This is a genomic window from Gordonia sp. NPDC003376 (assembly GCF_053589235.1).
On the sequence record NZ_JBSFRM010000017.1, the window covers coordinates 30915 to 46119 of the forward strand.

The 15205-nt window shown below is 65.9% G+C and carries 16 protein-coding genes and 1 tRNA gene; 13 read left to right on the forward strand and 4 right to left on the reverse strand.

Annotation, left to right across the window (positions count from 1 at the left end; genetic code table 11):
• Positions 1 to 286: 286 nt before the first annotated feature.
• Complete coding sequence (locus ACWDUA_RS16960; RefSeq protein WP_449752169.1) at positions 287 to 1750, reverse strand: APC family permease; 1464 nt, start codon at positions 1748 to 1750, stop codon at positions 287 to 289.
• Positions 1751 to 2124: 374 nt separating this feature from the next.
• Between ACWDUA_RS16960 and ACWDUA_RS16965 the strand changes: the two genes are divergently transcribed.
• From ACWDUA_RS16965 to ACWDUA_RS16975, 3 genes are all read left to right on the forward strand, one after another.
• Positions 2125 to 3327 (forward strand): exonuclease SbcCD subunit D, encoded by a 1203-nt coding sequence (locus ACWDUA_RS16965; RefSeq protein WP_449752170.1) that lies wholly within the window; start codon positions 2125 to 2127, stop codon positions 3325 to 3327.
• Entirely contained in the window at positions 3324 to 6317 is a 2994-nt protein-coding gene (locus ACWDUA_RS16970; protein ID WP_449752171.1) for an AAA family ATPase, read from the forward strand. Before ACWDUA_RS16965 ends, ACWDUA_RS16970 begins: the two co-directional genes overlap by 4 nt.
• Before the next feature lie 87 nt (positions 6318 to 6404).
• Positions 6405 to 6480, forward strand: a tRNA-Arg gene (locus ACWDUA_RS16975).
• A gap of 45 nt (positions 6481 to 6525) precedes the next feature.
• Here the strand turns inward: ACWDUA_RS16975 and ACWDUA_RS16980 are convergent.
• Both ACWDUA_RS16980 and ACWDUA_RS16985 read right to left on the reverse strand, forming a co-directional pair.
• Positions 6526 to 7653 carry a tyrosine-type recombinase/integrase gene (locus ACWDUA_RS16980; RefSeq protein WP_449752172.1) on the reverse strand — a complete coding sequence of 376 codons (1128 nt, stop codon included), beginning with the start codon at positions 7651 to 7653 and terminating at the stop codon, positions 6526 to 6528.
• A gap of 79 nt (positions 7654 to 7732) precedes the next feature.
• Positions 7733 to 8236: a helix-turn-helix domain-containing protein gene (locus tag ACWDUA_RS16985; RefSeq protein ID WP_449752173.1), complete on the reverse strand. Its 504-nt coding sequence runs from the start codon at positions 8234 to 8236 to the stop codon at positions 7733 to 7735.
• Positions 8237 to 8368: 132 nt separating this feature from the next.
• Between ACWDUA_RS16985 and ACWDUA_RS16990 the strand changes: the two genes are divergently transcribed.
• From ACWDUA_RS16990 to ACWDUA_RS17035, 10 genes are all read left to right on the forward strand, one after another.
• On the forward strand, positions 8369 to 8560 hold the full coding sequence (locus ACWDUA_RS16990) for a helix-turn-helix domain-containing protein (protein ID WP_449752174.1): 192 nt from the start codon (positions 8369 to 8371) through the stop codon (positions 8558 to 8560).
• The gene (locus ACWDUA_RS16995) at positions 8557 to 9378 is read left to right on the forward strand and encodes a hypothetical protein (protein ID WP_449752175.1); all 822 of its coding nucleotides are present in this window, start codon (positions 8557 to 8559) and stop codon (positions 9376 to 9378) included. Before ACWDUA_RS16990 ends, ACWDUA_RS16995 begins: the two co-directional genes overlap by 4 nt.
• A 110-nt stretch (positions 9379 to 9488) precedes the next feature.
• Positions 9489 to 10811: a DNA primase family protein gene (locus tag ACWDUA_RS17000; protein ID WP_449752176.1), complete on the forward strand. Its 1323-nt coding sequence runs from the start codon at positions 9489 to 9491 to the stop codon at positions 10809 to 10811.
• A 163-nt stretch (positions 10812 to 10974) separates the two neighbouring features.
• Positions 10975 to 11217 carry a hypothetical protein gene (locus ACWDUA_RS17005; RefSeq protein WP_449752177.1) on the forward strand — a complete coding sequence of 81 codons (243 nt, stop codon included), beginning with the start codon at positions 10975 to 10977 and terminating at the stop codon, positions 11215 to 11217.
• Positions 11218 to 11318: 101 nt separating this feature from the next.
• Complete coding sequence (locus ACWDUA_RS17010; protein WP_449752178.1) at positions 11319 to 11561, forward strand: hypothetical protein; 243 nt, start codon at positions 11319 to 11321, stop codon at positions 11559 to 11561.
• Entirely contained in the window at positions 11554 to 12003 is a 450-nt protein-coding gene (locus ACWDUA_RS17015) for a hypothetical protein (protein WP_449752179.1), read from the forward strand. Before ACWDUA_RS17010 ends, ACWDUA_RS17015 begins: the two co-directional genes overlap by 8 nt.
• A gap of 619 nt (positions 12004 to 12622) precedes the next feature.
• Complete coding sequence (locus tag ACWDUA_RS17020; RefSeq protein ID WP_449752180.1) at positions 12623 to 13465, forward strand: phage major capsid protein; 843 nt, start codon at positions 12623 to 12625, stop codon at positions 13463 to 13465.
• A 3-nt stretch (positions 13466 to 13468) separates the two neighbouring features.
• Positions 13469 to 13606: a hypothetical protein gene (locus tag ACWDUA_RS17025; RefSeq protein WP_449752181.1), complete on the forward strand. Its 138-nt coding sequence runs from the start codon at positions 13469 to 13471 to the stop codon at positions 13604 to 13606.
• Positions 13607 to 13687: 81 nt separating this feature from the next.
• Positions 13688 to 14185: a hypothetical protein gene (locus tag ACWDUA_RS17030; protein WP_449752182.1), complete on the forward strand. Its 498-nt coding sequence runs from the start codon at positions 13688 to 13690 to the stop codon at positions 14183 to 14185.
• Entirely contained in the window at positions 14182 to 14529 is a 348-nt protein-coding gene (locus ACWDUA_RS17035) for a hypothetical protein (RefSeq protein WP_449752183.1), read from the forward strand. The genes ACWDUA_RS17030 and ACWDUA_RS17035 overlap by 4 nt, the downstream gene beginning before the upstream one ends.
• A gap of 338 nt (positions 14530 to 14867) precedes the next feature.
• Here the strand turns inward: ACWDUA_RS17035 and ACWDUA_RS17040 are convergent, their stop codons facing one another.
• Positions 14868 to 15167 carry a hypothetical protein gene (locus ACWDUA_RS17040; RefSeq protein WP_449752184.1) on the reverse strand — a complete coding sequence of 100 codons (300 nt, stop codon included), beginning with the start codon at positions 15165 to 15167 and terminating at the stop codon, positions 14868 to 14870.
• Positions 15168 to 15205 lie beyond the last annotated feature (38 nt).

Sequence of the window (15205 nt, forward strand, 5' to 3'; positions counted from 1 at the left end):
GGTTGCGGCGATCGGTCGTTTCCGGGAGCGGTGGCCCGGTTCCACTCGGGTGGCTCCTCACGGCGATGTCCCCCGGTCCGGTGGCGCCACGCCGGGATCGCCACCGGGAGTGGGCATCAGAGGTCGACCGATGATGCGGATCGGCTCCGGCGCCGACGCTCTGCGATGCAGGAACGCCCGGCCGGTACATCCCGGCCGGGCGTTCCTGCATCGTCCGATCACCACGCCGTTGTGGTGTCGTGCCCCGATACCCCCGGTGCGGCGCGGTCGCCACGGGGGTCGAACCTCACACGCGGGTCTTGCCGATCCCGGAATACCGGTCGGCACGGGCGGATCGCACCCAGAAGGCGTACCCGAGGCCACCCAGTGCGATCGGGACCAGTACCCAGGGCAGATTGTTGACCCACCACGTCGACACCCCGGTCAGCGCACTGTAATTGGTGATGCCGGCGTAGATGCAGTAGCCGAGCAGTGCCGCGGCGACGAGCGGTGCGACCACCGTGGTGGCACCGATCTCGCCGCGGCGGAGGAAGAACACCGCGATCGACACCGAGGCGACCGCCAGCATCGAGACCAGGCCGACCGTACCGAGACCGACCAGCGAGGTACTCATGTCCAGCAGGGGACTCAGACCCGACACACGGTAGACGGTCGCCAAGACCACGAACACGGCGCCGATGGCGACCAGGCCCGTCACCGGGGTACCGGCCGTCCGGTGCGTACGGGCGAGCGCGCGAGGCGCCATCCCATCCCGGGCGAGGGCGAACAGGTAGCGGGCACCGGCATTCTGGAACGCGAGCATGCCCGCGAACAGGCTGATCGTGTTGAGGACCGTGATGAGATCGGTCCACCCGGTGCCGACGAAGCGATCCGACAGACCGAACGAGAAGGCTCCCGGGTCCTCGGCGATCGTGGCGACCAGGTCATGTGTGCCGACGGCGGCGACCATGGACCAGGATGTGAACGTGTAGAACACACCGACCAGTGCGACCACGATGAATGTCGCGCGCGGAACGGTGCGTCGATGGTCACGCGCTTCCTCGCTGTAGATGGCGGTCCCCTCGAACCCCAGGAACATCGAGAAGGCGTAGATCGCCGCGACCCCCATGGCGCCGGTGAAGATGTTCGACGGCTCGAACACCTCCAGGCTGAACGAGGGCAGACCTTGCTGGATCAGGATCGCGATGTCGAGGACGATCAGCGCCGCGAGCTCCAGCGAGAGGATGCCGAGCAGGAGGCGTGCGGTCATCGTGACCCCACTGATCGCCAGGAGCGTGGCGAGCACGACGGCGACGAGGGCCACGAGCAGCCAGGGCACGTCGAGGCCGAAGAATCGGGAGAGCAGATCTGCGCCGTAGTACCCGAACGCGCCGACCACCGAGGCCCCGAGCGCCGTGTAGACGGCGGCGAGGACATAGGCCGAGGCGAGTCCGGCGGGCTTGCCGAGTCCGGCCGAGACGAAGGCGTAGAACGCGCCGGTGTTCTTGATGAACGGCAGGATCTTCACGAAGCCGACGGAGAAGAGTCCCAGGACCAGCGATACGAGAAGGATCGTGCCGGGCATACCGATACCGTTGCCCAACAGCATGCCCAGCGGGATGAGGGTGACCGCCGACGCGATCGGTGCGGCGGCCGCGACGACCATCGACACGATGTGGGTGGTGCCCACCGTCCCGGCCTTGAGGCCGTCTTCCCGTGGTTCTTCGGTGGGGTCGGCCGACGACCTGGTCGGTATGGTGCTGTCTGTCATCGAATTCGTTCTCCTCGCGGCGTTTCCGGGCCGCTTGCTGCCCCGGCGGGGACGGACAGGGTCACCGCGCGGCTCGTCGTCGAGTGGCGCGGTGTCGGGTGACTGCGATCCGGTCGGTGTTTGCCACCCCGGGTGGGGTCGGCGTCGTGGACGACGGATTCGGATCGCTCGTGAAATCATGGGCCCGGGGACCGCTCCGATCGACCGGCCGGTTCGCTGTCCGGACCGGCGTCGCAGGTGGATGCATGGCGAGATGGTGTCATGGCGGTCTGCCCGGCGCCGGATACGCTCGTCCGGGCCCTGCAGGGGGCTGTGGGCGACACCGCGTGGATGCCTCCGCGGAACTGTCGGCCCGAGATCGTACCGTTATGGGCATGCGCATCCTGCACACCTCCGACTGGCATCTCGGCCGTACCTTTCACGGCGTCGAGTTGCTCGCCGACCAGCGTCGGGTGCTCGGCCACCTCGCCGAGGTGGTCGCCGCGGAGTCGGTCGACGTGGTGGTGGTCGCCGGGGACATCTACGACAGGTCGGTGCCCTCGGCCGACGCGGTGACCGTCTACGACGAGGGGCTCGGCGCCATCGCCGCCACCGGCGCCACCCTCGTCGTGACCTCCGGGAACCATGATTCACCCACCCGGTTGGGGGCGGGCTCGGCATTCGCCGCGGCCGGGGGCCTGCATCTGCGCACCACCATCGCCGGGATCGACCGGCCGGTGCTGCTCTCCGACGAGCACGGTGAGGTGGCGTTCTACGGCATCCCGTACCTCGAGCCGGAGACCGCCCGCCGCGAGCTCGGCGCCGAGGACGCCCGCGGTCATCAGGGGGTGCTCGATGCGGCGATGGACCGCATCCGAGCCGACCTCGCGGGGCGTCGGGTGCGCTCGGTGGTCTCCGCGCACGCCTTCGTGGTGGGTGGTGAGGCCACCGGATCCGAGCGCTCGATCAGCGTGGGAGGCGTGGAAACTGTTGGCGCCGAGACCTTCTCCGGCGTCGACTACACCGCCCTCGGGCATCTGCACTCACCGCAGGAGGTCACCGCGGCGGTCCGCTACAGCGGGTCGCCGCTGCCGTACTCCTTCGGTGAGCGTTCCCATCGCAAGGCGGTGTGGATCGTCGACCTCGACGCGGACGGTCTCGCACAGGCCCGCAGGCACGACCTGCCGGAGGTGCGCGGCCTGAGCGCGTTGTCGGGGACCCTCGACGACCTGCTCTCCGACGCCGCGTATGCCGATGCCGAAGACCACTACGTGGAGGCCACACTGACCGATGCGGTACGTCCACTCGACGCGATGCGCCGCCTGCGGGAGCGGTTCCCGCACGCCGTCCACGTGCGCTGGGAGCGGCCGGAGACCACCGAGCGCACCGACTACTCGTCGCGGGTGCGGGGGCGCACCGATGCCGAGATCATCGCGTCCTTCATCACCGACGTCCGCGATGACCCGTCCCGCGCCGAGCGGGCGCTGATCGAACAGGCGTTGCGTGCGGTGGTCGGCGAGCCCGAGGTAGCCGTCGCCGATTCCGGTGAGCAGGGTGCGCTGTTCGAGATCGAACTGCCCGCAGCGGAGTCGGCGTGAGGCTGCACGGCCTGCGGATGCAGGCGTTCGGCCCCTTTGCCGACGAGCAGGTCGTCGACTTCGACGACCTGGGTACCGACGGGTTGTTCCTGCTGCACGGGCAGACCGGGGCGGGTAAGACGACGGTGCTCGACGCGGTGGCGTTCGCCCTGTTCGGGCGGGTCCCCGGGGCCCGGGACACCAACCGGCGACTGCATTCCGATCATGCTCCGGCAGAACAGGTCCCGGAGGTCGAGCTCGAGGCCACCATCGGTGGCCGCCGGTTGCGGATACTCCGCTCGCCCGAATATCACCGACCCAAGAAGCGGGGGACCGGGACCACCAAGGTTCAGGCGCACGGCACCCTCGTCTGGGTCGACGGCTCGGGTCCCGACCTCACCCGTCTGCCCGAGATCGGTGAGGCCGTCACCCGGTTGCTGGGCATGAGCGCCGACCAGTTCTTCCAGGTGGTGTTGCTGCCGCAGGGAGAATTCGCGCGATTCCTGCGCGCGACCTCCGACGAGCGGGAACTGTTGCTGGAGAGGCTGTTCGACACCGAACGCTTCGGCGACATCGAGGAGTGGTTGCGCGAGCGGGCCCGACGGAGCGCCGCGAGACTCGAGGAGAAGGCGGGCACGCTCGACCGCATCGCCGGCCAGATCACCGGTGTCAGCGGTGCGGAGACCCCCGCCGAGCCGGATCTCGACTGGGCGCAGAACTGTCTGGAGGTCGCCCGCGACCAGGCCGACGCCGCCCAGGCGTCGGCCGCTGCTGCCACCGTCGACCTCGAACGCGCGCGCACCGCCCACCAGGACGGGATGCGGACCGTCGACCTGCGCCGCCGCGGAGTCGACGCCGCGGCCCGGCTCACCAAACTCGACGCGGGCAAGGCCGAACTCGACAAGGCCGCGGCGGCTTTGGCCGCCGCTCGCCGCGCCGCGACGATCCTGCCGGTTGCCGACGACCACCTTCGCGCCCACAAGGCCGCGGCGGCGGCGCACTCGGCCTGCGCCGATGCCCTGGCGGCGCTCACGGCCCTCGAGGAGGGCGCCGCGCTGTGCGGTGCCGGGGGATCGGGGCAGGAAGACGATCTCGACGCCCGCCTCGATGCGGCGGTCAGTCGCTGGACCGGGGAGTCCGCGCGCTGGGAACCGTTGGCGCAGCGGATGGCGCGTCGTCCCGGTCAGATCGCCGAGATCGAACGTCTCGACGCCGAGATCGAGGCCGCGGGACGACGACTCGACGAGATCGGTGGTGCTCTCGCCGCGGCCCCGTTACGTCGTGAGACCGCCGTCGCGGCCTTGACCGCCGCGCTCGACGCCCGATCCGAGGTCACCAGACTCCGCGAACAGCACGAGCGGCTCACCACCATCGGGAAGGCGGTCACCAGCCGCGACGCCCTGGTCGCCGAGATCGCCGCAGCCGACACCGGGGTCGCCCGTGCACGGGACGCCCACGCCGCGGCACGGGATCACCGCCAGGCGCTCCGTGAACGCCGGCTCACCGGTATGGCGGCCGAACTCGCCGCCGAACTGACCGACGGCCGTCCGTGTGTGGTCTGCGGCTCGGTGGCACATCCGGCGCCGGCATCGCGCACCGGCGACGCGATGATCGCCGAATCCGCCGAGAAGGCGGCCGCCGCCGCCGAGGACCGCGCTGCCGAGGATCGGCGTCGCGCCGAGTCGGAACTCGCCGTCCTCACCGAACGGCGGACCCATGTCCTGGCGATCGCCGGTGAGGCGTCCCGGGATCAGATCGTCACCGAGTTCACGAGGGTCGCGGGCGAACTGGGCGAGGCCGAGCATCTGGTCGCCGAGATCCCGCAGCGTGACAGCGCGGTGGCGGCCGTCGACGCCGAGGTCGAGGCCTGGCGCACCGAGCACAGCCGGGTCGCCGCCGAGAGGTCGGGCACGATGGAACGCAGAACCGCCATCCGGACGACCGTCGACGAGCTCGACGCCGAGGTCACCGAGGCCACCGGCGGGTCGATGGACATCGCGGCACGCCGGACCGAACTCGCCGAATTGTGCACGCGCGCCACGGCTCTGCGCGAAGCGCGCCGTGAGGCGTCGGCGTGGACGCGCCGGCACGACGAGATCGGCACCAACCTCGGTGATCTGTGTATCGCACAGGGATTCCCGGACGTCGGCGCGGCGCGCGCCGCATCTGCGGCCCCCAAACAGATCGCCGCGTGGGAGGAGATGCTCACCCGGGCGGCACAGATGCGGGCGGCCGCACGCGAGACTCTCGCCGACCCGGCCGTCGTCGCCGCGATGGACTCCGAACCCGTTGACGTCGAAACCCTTTCGTCGCGGCTGGCCGACTCGCAGACCCGACACGAGCAGGCCGCGCGACGGCACGCCGTCGCCGGCGAGCGACTCCACGGTCTGGAGGGGGTGGTCGCCGATTTCTGGGCGGCGCTGGACGCCATCGCGCCGCTGCGGGCCAAACATGCCGAGGTGTCGGGGCTGGCCGAGCTGTTCGCCGGGCGGGGGCACAACGCGCGCAAGATGTCCTTGCACGCCTACGTGCTCGCCGCACGCCTCGAGGAGGTGCTCGTCGCAGCGTCGGCTCGGCTGCGTCAGATGTCTGCGGGCCGTTACGAATTCGTCCACTCTGATGCGGTCGGGCCGCGCGGTCGGCGGGGCGGGCTCGGCATCGAGGTCCGTGACGAGTACACCGGCGCCATACGCGCCACCACCACGCTCTCCGGCGGCGAGACCTTCTATGCCTCACTCGCGCTGGCACTCGGCCTGGCCGATGTGGTGTCGGCGGAGTCCGGTGGGCGTGTGCTCGACACCATCTTCATCGACGAGGGATTCGGCACGCTCGACCCCGAGGCGCTCGACGAGGTGATGGGTGTGCTCGACGAACTGCGCTCCGGTGGACGCGTCGTCGGCGTCGTCAGCCACGTCGACGAACTCCGTGCCCGGATCCCGTCGCAGCTGCACGTGCTGCGCGGGGAGAGTGGCTCGACGATCCGGGTGGAGTCCGCGGCGGCGGTGGGCTAGCAGGACGGCGAGAGTGGCGCGGCACACCGTGACCAGCCGACTTGGGATCGCGGCCCTCCGTACGCTAGTGTTCTAAACGCCCGATGAGCCCCCGTAGCTCAGGGGATAGAGCGTCTGCCTCCGGAGCAGAAGGCCGCAGGTTCGAATCCTGCCGGGGGCACCACATGAATGGCTGATTTACCTGGTCATATGCCAACATTCGCATGTATCACGTGGTGCCCGTCTGGGGCTCGGTGTCACAAGATGTCACAACACCGCCCAGCGTCACGCTGGCAGCTTTCAACGAATCGTCTTGGCTGTGCGCGTAGATGCGTGCGGTCACGCTAGCGTCGGCATGGCCCAGCCAGCGGGCGATCGTAGCCAGGGGGACACCGCGAAGGTGCATGGCCGTTCCACATGAATGGCGGGCGTCGTGGAGGCGGATCACCCGGACTCCGGCCCGGTCGGTGATCTTGCGCCACATCCGGGTCAGGGTATCGGGGGTGTATGGGCGTCCAGCTTCATTGACGGCGACGTAGCCGGTATCGGCAAAGTCGGCCCCGATCTTCAATCGTTCCGCCGCCTGAGTGGCCTTTGCGCGCTTGAGCACAGCCACCAGACCCGCGTCGATCGGCAGGGTACGACGGGATGCCCGGGTCTTGGGTGCGTTCTCCACGACCTTCCCGGCCCCGGCTTGCACCCGGTTGGTGTCGATCGTCAGGGTCGCGTTGTCGAGGTCGATCCCATCCCAGCGAAGCCCGCAGATTTCACCCCGGCGTAGACCCGACAGCGCGAGGTACCACAAGTGCCCGTTGCGATCCTTGTCGGCGGTCTTGAGTACCTGCCGGATTTCATGGGGTGTGTAGGTGGACATCTCCTTGCGCTCGCGCGAGACCTTCTTCATCGACGCGGCGACGTTGTGGGGTAGTTCCCGGCGATCGACCCCGTAGGCCAGCATGGTTCGCCAGGTGTCGATGCACTTGTTCAGTGAGCGCGCCGACCACGGCTTGCGCTTGTGTTCCTTGGCCGTCAACGTGCCCCCGTCGCGTAGGTCGGTTAGGAGCTTGTCGAGATGCGGTCGGGTCAACTGTTGGGCGGCTATGTGTCCGTGACGTTCCCGCAATGGGGCTAGCGCGTACTCGTAGGCGTTCACCGTCGTGGCGCGTGCGTTGTGCAGGGAGGCTATCCAGTCTGTGGCCAGTTGCTCGACGGTGATCGTCCGCTTCGCGACGAACTGCCCCGTGTGCGCCTGGTGGGCGATAGTCGTAAGAGCTTCCCGCGCTTCGCGCTCGGTGGCGAACCTACGTCGCACCTGTCGACGTTTGCCGGTCGCCTGGTCGATCCCGGCGTCTGCCACCAGTTCGTACCGCGTGACCGGCTTCCCCGTGCGACGGTCTGTCACCTCGCGCTTGCGAATCTGTGGGGGTGGCTGTTGTCTAGCCATCGTTGACGATCCATCCTTCTGCCTTGGCCAACCGAGTGGCCATCTTGACGGTCTGTCGTGCGTTGTCTCGACTCGCGTCGTCGGGGTCGTTGCCGTAGGCGTCGAAATCCAGACGGGCGTTGTGGAGGGCGTAGACGGTCCGCATGGGGGCCTCGTCGTCCAGGTACCCGGCGAACCCCAGCGCCGCGTCAGATGACCGCCCATACACCCCCGGGGTGACTTCCACTTCGGCGTCGATCAGGCCCGGGTAGATCAGTTCCAGGGGCGACACGTCCAGGGCCTTCGCCAAGATGATGACTTCGGTGATGTCGAGGGCCTTCTTGCGTCCGCTCTCCGCGTTTGCGATGGCTGACCGGCTGATCGGATACCCCAATTCCGTTGTGCGGTCGGATAATTGCTGAGCAGTCATCCCCTTGTTGTCTCGCTGTTGACGTAGGGCTTCACCGAACCGTTGATAGGTGTCCAGCGCCCACTGGCTGGTCTGTTCCTTGCGCATGGGAAACACAATAGCACCCGTATGGTGACTTGTAAAGCACAAGATGTAGTCTTGGGTCCCGTGGTTATGGCAAACACAAATTGAGACCAAATGTGTTTAGCTAGAACTACCAACGACGAAGGGATGGACCCCATGACCGCAGTAAGTCCCGAACCGCTTTACACGGTTCCCGACCTGATCGACTACCTACAACTCTCTCGCGCAACGGTTTACAAGCTGCTGGACAGTGGCGACCTTCGTTCGGTTCGCATCGGGCGATCCCGCCGCGTCACCCAGTCCGCGCTGAATGACTTCCTACGCGCCAGCGAAAGCGTCTCGCTGTGAATGGCTATATCGCCATCGGGTCTGTGCGTGACCGTGCCGACGATGGCCGGGGGGTATGGGCAAGTGACTACCACGATGACATCGACCAGGCTCGAAAGATGTTGCGTCAGTGGCATAACGAGGGCCGCGACATCTACCGGTCCATCTACCGCCGAATCGAACCGTCCCACGTAGAGGCTGGCAACTGCCTGCCGTCGAACCAGATCGCGTTCGAGGTTGACGCTGTGGCCGACCGGGACGCTGCACGCAAGGTGTTACGCCGTGTCGATCCGACGCTGGTGGCCAGCGGATCAGATGAGCATGTCCACGTCTACCTGACGATCACCGACGCGACCCTGGACCACGACGAACTGAAGGTTCTCGCACGCGGCCTGTACGACGCGATGGGTGTCACCGAAGGCGGCAAGTACGGCGGTGGGTTCCTCCGTGTCCCGGGGTCGCTGAACCACAAGTTCGACCCGCCGCGCCCGGTGAAGGTCTTCCACGAAGGCCAGGGCTGTTCGCTGGCCATGCTCAAGGCGACCGTACGTGCCCATACCACCCCGCGACAGGTCGGAAGGCCGGGTGACCTGCATCCGCAGCCATACGGGCGACTGAGCGGCCAGATTCGGCACTTGTTGCGCGAGAACAACGCCGGGGGTGCGCGTCGTCATCGGTTGACGTTCAAGCTCGTACGGCTGTGCCAGGAGTCGGGGCTATCACAGGGCCAGACGTTGGCGGTACTGATGGACCATCCGGCCAGTGCTGAAAAGTTCGATGACCTTGAGCGCGAAGTGATTTCGTGCTGGAAGCCGAACACCCTGGCCAGTGCGGGCTGACCAGGGCATCCGAGAGAAGAGATTTCACAATGTCTAAGAAGGATAGCAAGGTGCAACTCCCACTCCTGGCGACCCTTGCACGGCTATTCACATCCGAGCCTGCATCTGCGGTGGGGTTCCTGGAAGTGGACACCCTGGGGTTGCTGATCTGGGACGGCACTCGGTGGCGTAAGTACGAAGGTGGCCAGGGGCAGAAGATCGCAGAATCACAGATTCGGCGGGTGCTACTGCGCGAGTACAACGAGGCGGTGGAAGCCGGTGACAAGAATCGCGCCGACGAGTTGAACAAGCTGTGCCGACCCCGGGGTTACGCGGAGGTTCTGGCTGAAGTCACCCGAGCGCGGGCACGCACTGAGTTCCCGCAGGCCGATGAACTCGACGCCGATCCGTTCTTGTTCAACACCCCCGACGGTGTGCTCGATCTGCGCCGCACCTACGAGACGGGCGAGACGGCGACAGTGCTCTCGCACGACGGCACGCTGTACATCACCAAGCGGGCGGGTGCCAGCTACCTGGGTGATGACGCGGCGATCGACGGCACTGTGTGGCAACGGTTCCTTGACTTCGTGCAGCCGGATCGGGATGTGCAGCGCACGATGGCCCAGCACGCGGGTTGCGGGCTTGTTGGCCGGGTGCTGGAACAGCGGGCGGTCTTTCACCGCAACGTCGCCGGAGGCAAGGCTGAGAATGGTAAGTCGGCCTATCACCTGATCCTGGGGTCTGCGTTCGGTGACTACGCCTGGACCGCCCCTGAGTCGTTGTTCATCGGGCGCACCAACGAGTTCGCAGTGGCGCACGCTCGCGGGGTGCGGTGGATGGAGATAGGCGAGCTACCCAGTGACGGCGCGTGGAACGAGCGGATGTTTAAGGCCATCGTCGGCGGCGACGAACTCACAGCCGCGTTCAAGCACAAGGGGCATTTCAGTTTCCGGTCGATGGCCACGGTGTCGGTGCACACCAACCATCCGCCTCGGCTGCGTGGCGGCGATGCGGGCACCGAACGGCGTACGGTGTGCGTCCCCTGGGAGCGGGAAATCAGCGAGACCCAGAAGCCGAAGGTTCGGCGGATGGTCGATCACATCCTGGAAAAGGAACTGGGCGTGGTGCTCACCTGGATGGTGCGCGGCCTCGCGGATTTCGCGACCGACAAGACACTGTTCCTACCCGAGTCGGTCGAGCGTGCCAGCTACGACCTGACACATGAGTACGACCCGGTGCATGAATGGCTCGCAGACGAGACCGAACCCGATCCGCACGCCGTGGTGTACGTGTCTGATCTACGCGATCGGTACAACGCCTGGGCGCGGATCAACGGTCGGCCCGACCTGTCCCCGGGATCGTTCTCAAACCATCTCACAACCAACCAGGTGGCCAAAACCACCCCTGGAAAGCATGGTCAGCGGCGCCAAGGAATACGGGTCAAAGGTGCGTGACCAGGAGAAATGACAGCGATGACACCCGTTTGCAGAAGTTTCTTATATGTGTACGCGTGGGGGATTAATGCAAATGGGTGTCACCCCTGTCACCCCTACAAGAATCTTCCCGGATATGAGTCCGGGACAAGTCCCCGCGATGGGGAGAAATGAGGATGAAATGATGCAGCAATTCGAGGACCTGCCGGAGTTCCAGAGTGTGGTGTCCGACGCCAGCCACGACGATGGCGGGCCAATCAGTGCCACTGTCGGTGAGGTCATGCAGGGGTATAACCTGCCGCCGGACATGGCCTATGACGATCAGGGCGCGGCCAAGGATCGCTTTCCCCTCAACGGCGGGCAGGTCATCCACGACAACGATCGCGACCTTTCGATGTGGCTCGGCGTTGTTCGGGCCGAGGGGTGACGCGCCGTGGATGCCGGGGCGGCGGTAAGGGCAGCAGCCACTCAGGTAGCCGTTCTCGTGGCGCTGTCCCCGGGGGTGGTTTGGGCATTCGGGTTCCTATGGTGACCGACGAGCAACCGCTGGGTCCTGCTGGTATGCGTGCGCTCCAGCGTGTCCGGGAAGAACTGAAGGCCGAACGGCGGGCGCATCGGCTGGCTCGGCAGCAACTGGAACAGAAGAAGGCTCAACTACAGAAAGCCCGGGATCAGGTGGCCTGGCTATCGCGCGTGGTGGTGCGTGCCAGTAACCGCATGGTTGATGTAACCGAACGTATCGAACAGGAAGAAGGTAAGAACAATGGCTGATTCATCCTCTAACGCAACAGATGTGGTGGACGCAGGTGCGACGACCGATGGTGCAGACACAGAAGCGCCGAGCGGACGTGAAGCCCGCTATCGGGTGCGACTGCGAGAGACCGAAGCCGAACGCGATGCCTTGACCCAACGTGTCGAGGGACTACAGAAGCAAATCATCACGGGCTTGTGCGAGGCGGAAGGTGTCAAACCTGACGCTGTGTTCGCCGCGCTGGGCGATGACGGTATCGCCGGGTTGCTCGACGATGACGGGGCAGTGGACGCCGACAAGGTGGGCGCGGCTGTCGGTGTGGCCCGCGAACGGTTCGGGATCGTGGACGGTCCGCGTCGCCCGCTACCTGACCGGACACAGGGCCAGAATCACGACGGTGTTGGCGACGGCGGGCCGGACGCGGCCTGGCTGGCGATGCTTGGCGCTGACCAGCACGGATGACCCCAGGGGGATACCCCCTTACGAGGTGTTTTGCGCCCCCGGTAGGCGCTGGCGCTCGGATCGCTTACATGCCCCACGAGTTTGGAAGGAGGGTACTTGCAACATGTCAGATGAGCAGAGCCAGAAGGTGATTCGTCCTCGTCGGCCGCGTACCGGGCGAGCGCGCAAGGGCTTCAACTGCCGAGTGTGCGGGCGGAAGATCATCAGCATTCCGCACCGTCGCCGGTACTGCTCGCAGGCGTGCCGGATCGCCGCCCGCCGACGCGGCCCGATCCCGTGCGTGGTGTGTGGTGCCCCGCTGGTGAGGAATCAGACGAAAGTCTGTAGCTCGGAATGCAGAAAGGCTCGCAATAAAGAATTGCGATAATCTCATAACTGAATAGAAAGGAATTGCTCGCCCGGGTGGTATGGGCGGGCATTCCTGAGTTGAGATCTGATGTGATATTGTTTGCTTATCCCATCGGTGATGGGTGTGAAGAAGCGAGACGCGACTTCACCTGATGCTCGTCAATTCGTTCCTTACAGGCTAAAGCGATGGCCTTGGTTTGCCCGGATTGATTGAAGCTCGGTGGGGTCGCTTTTCGTTTCCCCACACCAACTACTGAATGGAGAAAGAGTAATGGCACCGATCACAACCAAGACCACCGATGCCGGGTGGTCCCCGGACGTACAAGCGTTCGCGCCGACCGACATCGTTCCCGACGCGCTGATCGTGCAGGCGTCCACGAAGGCCGCGACCGTTGAAGGCGACGACGTGGCCACCCGGGTTTGCTACATCGTGGATGACGCGGCGCAAGTAAGTCCGGAAGGGGCCGAGATACCCGAGGCGAATCCCGACCTGTCGGAGTCGCTGGTGTTCTCGTCCAAGATCACCCAGCTTGTCCGGGTGTCCCGCGAGCAGTTCGGTCAGTCTGGGGTGGGCAACCAACTCGACGCCAGCCTTCGCCGCGCTCTGACCAAGAAGGCGAACGAACTCTTCGTGGCGCAGGCCGCACCGACCGCACCCGCCGTCGCACCGATGGCCGGTCTGGTCAACGTCGCGGGAATCGTTGCCGGTGACCCCGTGGCCGACAACCTGGACAACCTGATCCGGCTCGTGGCCGAGCTGCAGGCCAACGGCGCGAACCCTACGCACCTGATCCTCGATCCGGTCGGCTGGGCAAACCTGAGGACTTTGAAAGTCGCCGCGAACAGCAACCAGTCCCTGCTGGGGGCGGGCACCAACGACGCCGCCCAGCTCCTGCTGAGCATCCCCGCGCTGGTATCGCCCGCTGTCCCAGCGTCGTCGGGTCTGGTGGTCGATGCCGCCGAGGTCATCAGCGCATACGGCGAAATCATGCTGGGTACCAGTGACCAGGCGTACTTCTCCAGCGACAGCATCGCAGTGCGGGCTACTTGGCGTGTGGGCCACGTAGTCCCGCGTGCCAACCGGATCGGCAAGTTCACGATTGGCGAGGAGTGACCAATGGCGCACTTTGAAGGCAAGATCACGCCCCAGGGTCGGACCGCGAACGCTGAGTTCGGTGTCCGCTGGACGAAGAAGCGGTACACGAAGCTGGCCGGGGGCAAGATCGGCCCGCTGGGCAAGCGTCGTCGCCGCTGATTGACCTGGCCCATACCCCCGGTTCTTACTCACTTCTTCCCGGGGGTGTGGGCCTTCCTCTTTGAAAGGCATTGAGCACCAATGACTTCAGTACTACCCACACCACCGATCCAGTTCAGTGACCTGAGTCCGTTCGATGACGACCTGACCGCCGATCAGGCCGAACCCATGATCCGGTCGGCCTGGGCGCGCGCCATCAGCGTAGCTCCCTGTCTGGGGACCGCGTACGACGACCTGACCGATGTCCAGAAGGAAATCGTGAAGGACGTACTTCGCGGGGCCATCCTCCGATGGGCTGAGCGGGGCGCTGGCGCGGTAACGCAACGGAACGCGGGTGACTACGGGGAAACGCTGAAGGGCGGTAACGGAGGGCTGTTCCAGCCTGGCGAAATCCGCGACCTTCAGGACGTGTGTTCCGAGCACAAGCGACGACCACGGGCGACCACGATCCTGACCGGCGACACCCGGGGGCTGAACGGGCCGGAGTACGGCGAAGTCTGCCCGACGTGCTTCCGGACGAATGTTCACCCGTTCCTTCTGGGCGAGAACGCCGACTACATAGGAAACCCGATCGGATGAAGGCTCGAATCCCATTGCAGCACTTGCTATTCCGCGATGGCGGCGAAGACGACTACGGGAACACCATCGAGGAGTGGGGCGACCCAATCGACCGAAAGTGTTACGGGTTCAACTTCCCCGACAGCGCGGAGCCGCTGGCCGAAGGTCACAACCGGCTGGTGGTGGATCGAATCATGTTGACTCCCCGGTCGTGGGTCGATCAGATCAGTAGCCGGGACCGCTTCCGTCTGCCCGACGAGCCAGACACCACGTACGAAGTCCAGGGTGTCCCCGGCTCAGGGAAGTACAACCCGCTGGGCTGGCACCCCGGTGGTGTGGTCCTACTTCAGCGGGTGGACGGATGAACGTACGCCCACACCCCCCAGAAGGAACCGCCGATGACGCTGAGCGAACAGGGTCGATCAGTTGCCGAAGTCGCCGCCATGCTGGGCACCACACCCCGCGCTGTACGCCGCCGTCTTCGGCACGCCGGGATCGAACCCGTAGACGGGGGCGGGTACGTCCTGGCTCAGTGCGACGTGGACGCCATAACCGGGTCCGTCGTGGTCGCTGACCCCTGCCGGTTGCCTGACGACCCAGGAATGCCGCTGAGCGCCCTGGGCGACCCCGCCATGCGCGAAGCCTTCACCATGCTTCGGTTCCAGCGCGAACACCGGCTGATGGCCCTGGTGTCAGCCGTCGATCACTCAGGCACGGCCAGTTCGATCGTCCATGTTCCGGGGGCGTATTCGTAGCGTCCGATCCAGTGCAGGCTCCCTGTTTCCGCGATCATCTGCGGATCGAATTCGGGGTTCAGGCGCATGTGTTCCTGGTCCAGGGTTCCCCCGATCCGAAGCCGACCGTCTTCTTCTTCGCGCCAGCATGCGTTCGCGGGGAAGGACTCTTCCTTGCCATCGGTGGTCCGGACAGTAAACGGTCGGCCCAGCGTCCAGCGACCGAGTCGGATTTGGTCAGGGTCAAACGGGACATCGCCTTCAGCCATCCGTCGAGTTTGTCATAGCTGCCTGGCTATCCACCACC

Bases quoted from the DNA above. Each gene is read 5' to 3' on its own strand.
- ACWDUA_RS17015 (WP_449752179.1), top strand. From the start codon at position 11,554: ATGGCTGATTCATCCTCTAACGCAACAGATGTGGTGGACGCAGGTGCG.
- ACWDUA_RS16965 (WP_449752170.1), top strand. From the start codon at position 2,125: ATGCGCATCCTGCACACCTCCGACTGGCATCTCGGCCGTACCTTTCAC.
- ACWDUA_RS17035 (WP_449752183.1), top strand. From the start codon at position 14,182: ATGAAGGCTCGAATCCCATTGCAGCACTTGCTATTCCGCGATGGCGGC.
- ACWDUA_RS17040 (WP_449752184.1), bottom strand. From the start codon at position 15,167: ATGGCTGAAGGCGATGTCCCGTTTGACCCTGACCAAATCCGACTCGGT.
- ACWDUA_RS17025 (WP_449752181.1), top strand. From the start codon at position 13,469: ATGGCGCACTTTGAAGGCAAGATCACGCCCCAGGGTCGGACCGCGAAC.
- ACWDUA_RS16985 (WP_449752173.1), bottom strand. From the start codon at position 8,236: ATGCGCAAGGAACAGACCAGCCAGTGGGCGCTGGACACCTATCAACGG.
- ACWDUA_RS17005 (WP_449752177.1), top strand. From the start codon at position 10,975: ATGCAGCAATTCGAGGACCTGCCGGAGTTCCAGAGTGTGGTGTCCGAC.
- ACWDUA_RS17020 (WP_449752180.1), top strand. From the start codon at position 12,623: ATGGCACCGATCACAACCAAGACCACCGATGCCGGGTGGTCCCCGGAC.
- ACWDUA_RS16960 (WP_449752169.1), bottom strand. From the start codon at position 1,750: ATGACAGACAGCACCATACCGACCAGGTCGTCGGCCGACCCCACCGAA.
- ACWDUA_RS17030 (WP_449752182.1), top strand. From the start codon at position 13,688: ATGACTTCAGTACTACCCACACCACCGATCCAGTTCAGTGACCTGAGT.
- ACWDUA_RS16990 (WP_449752174.1), top strand. From the start codon at position 8,369: ATGACCGCAGTAAGTCCCGAACCGCTTTACACGGTTCCCGACCTGATC.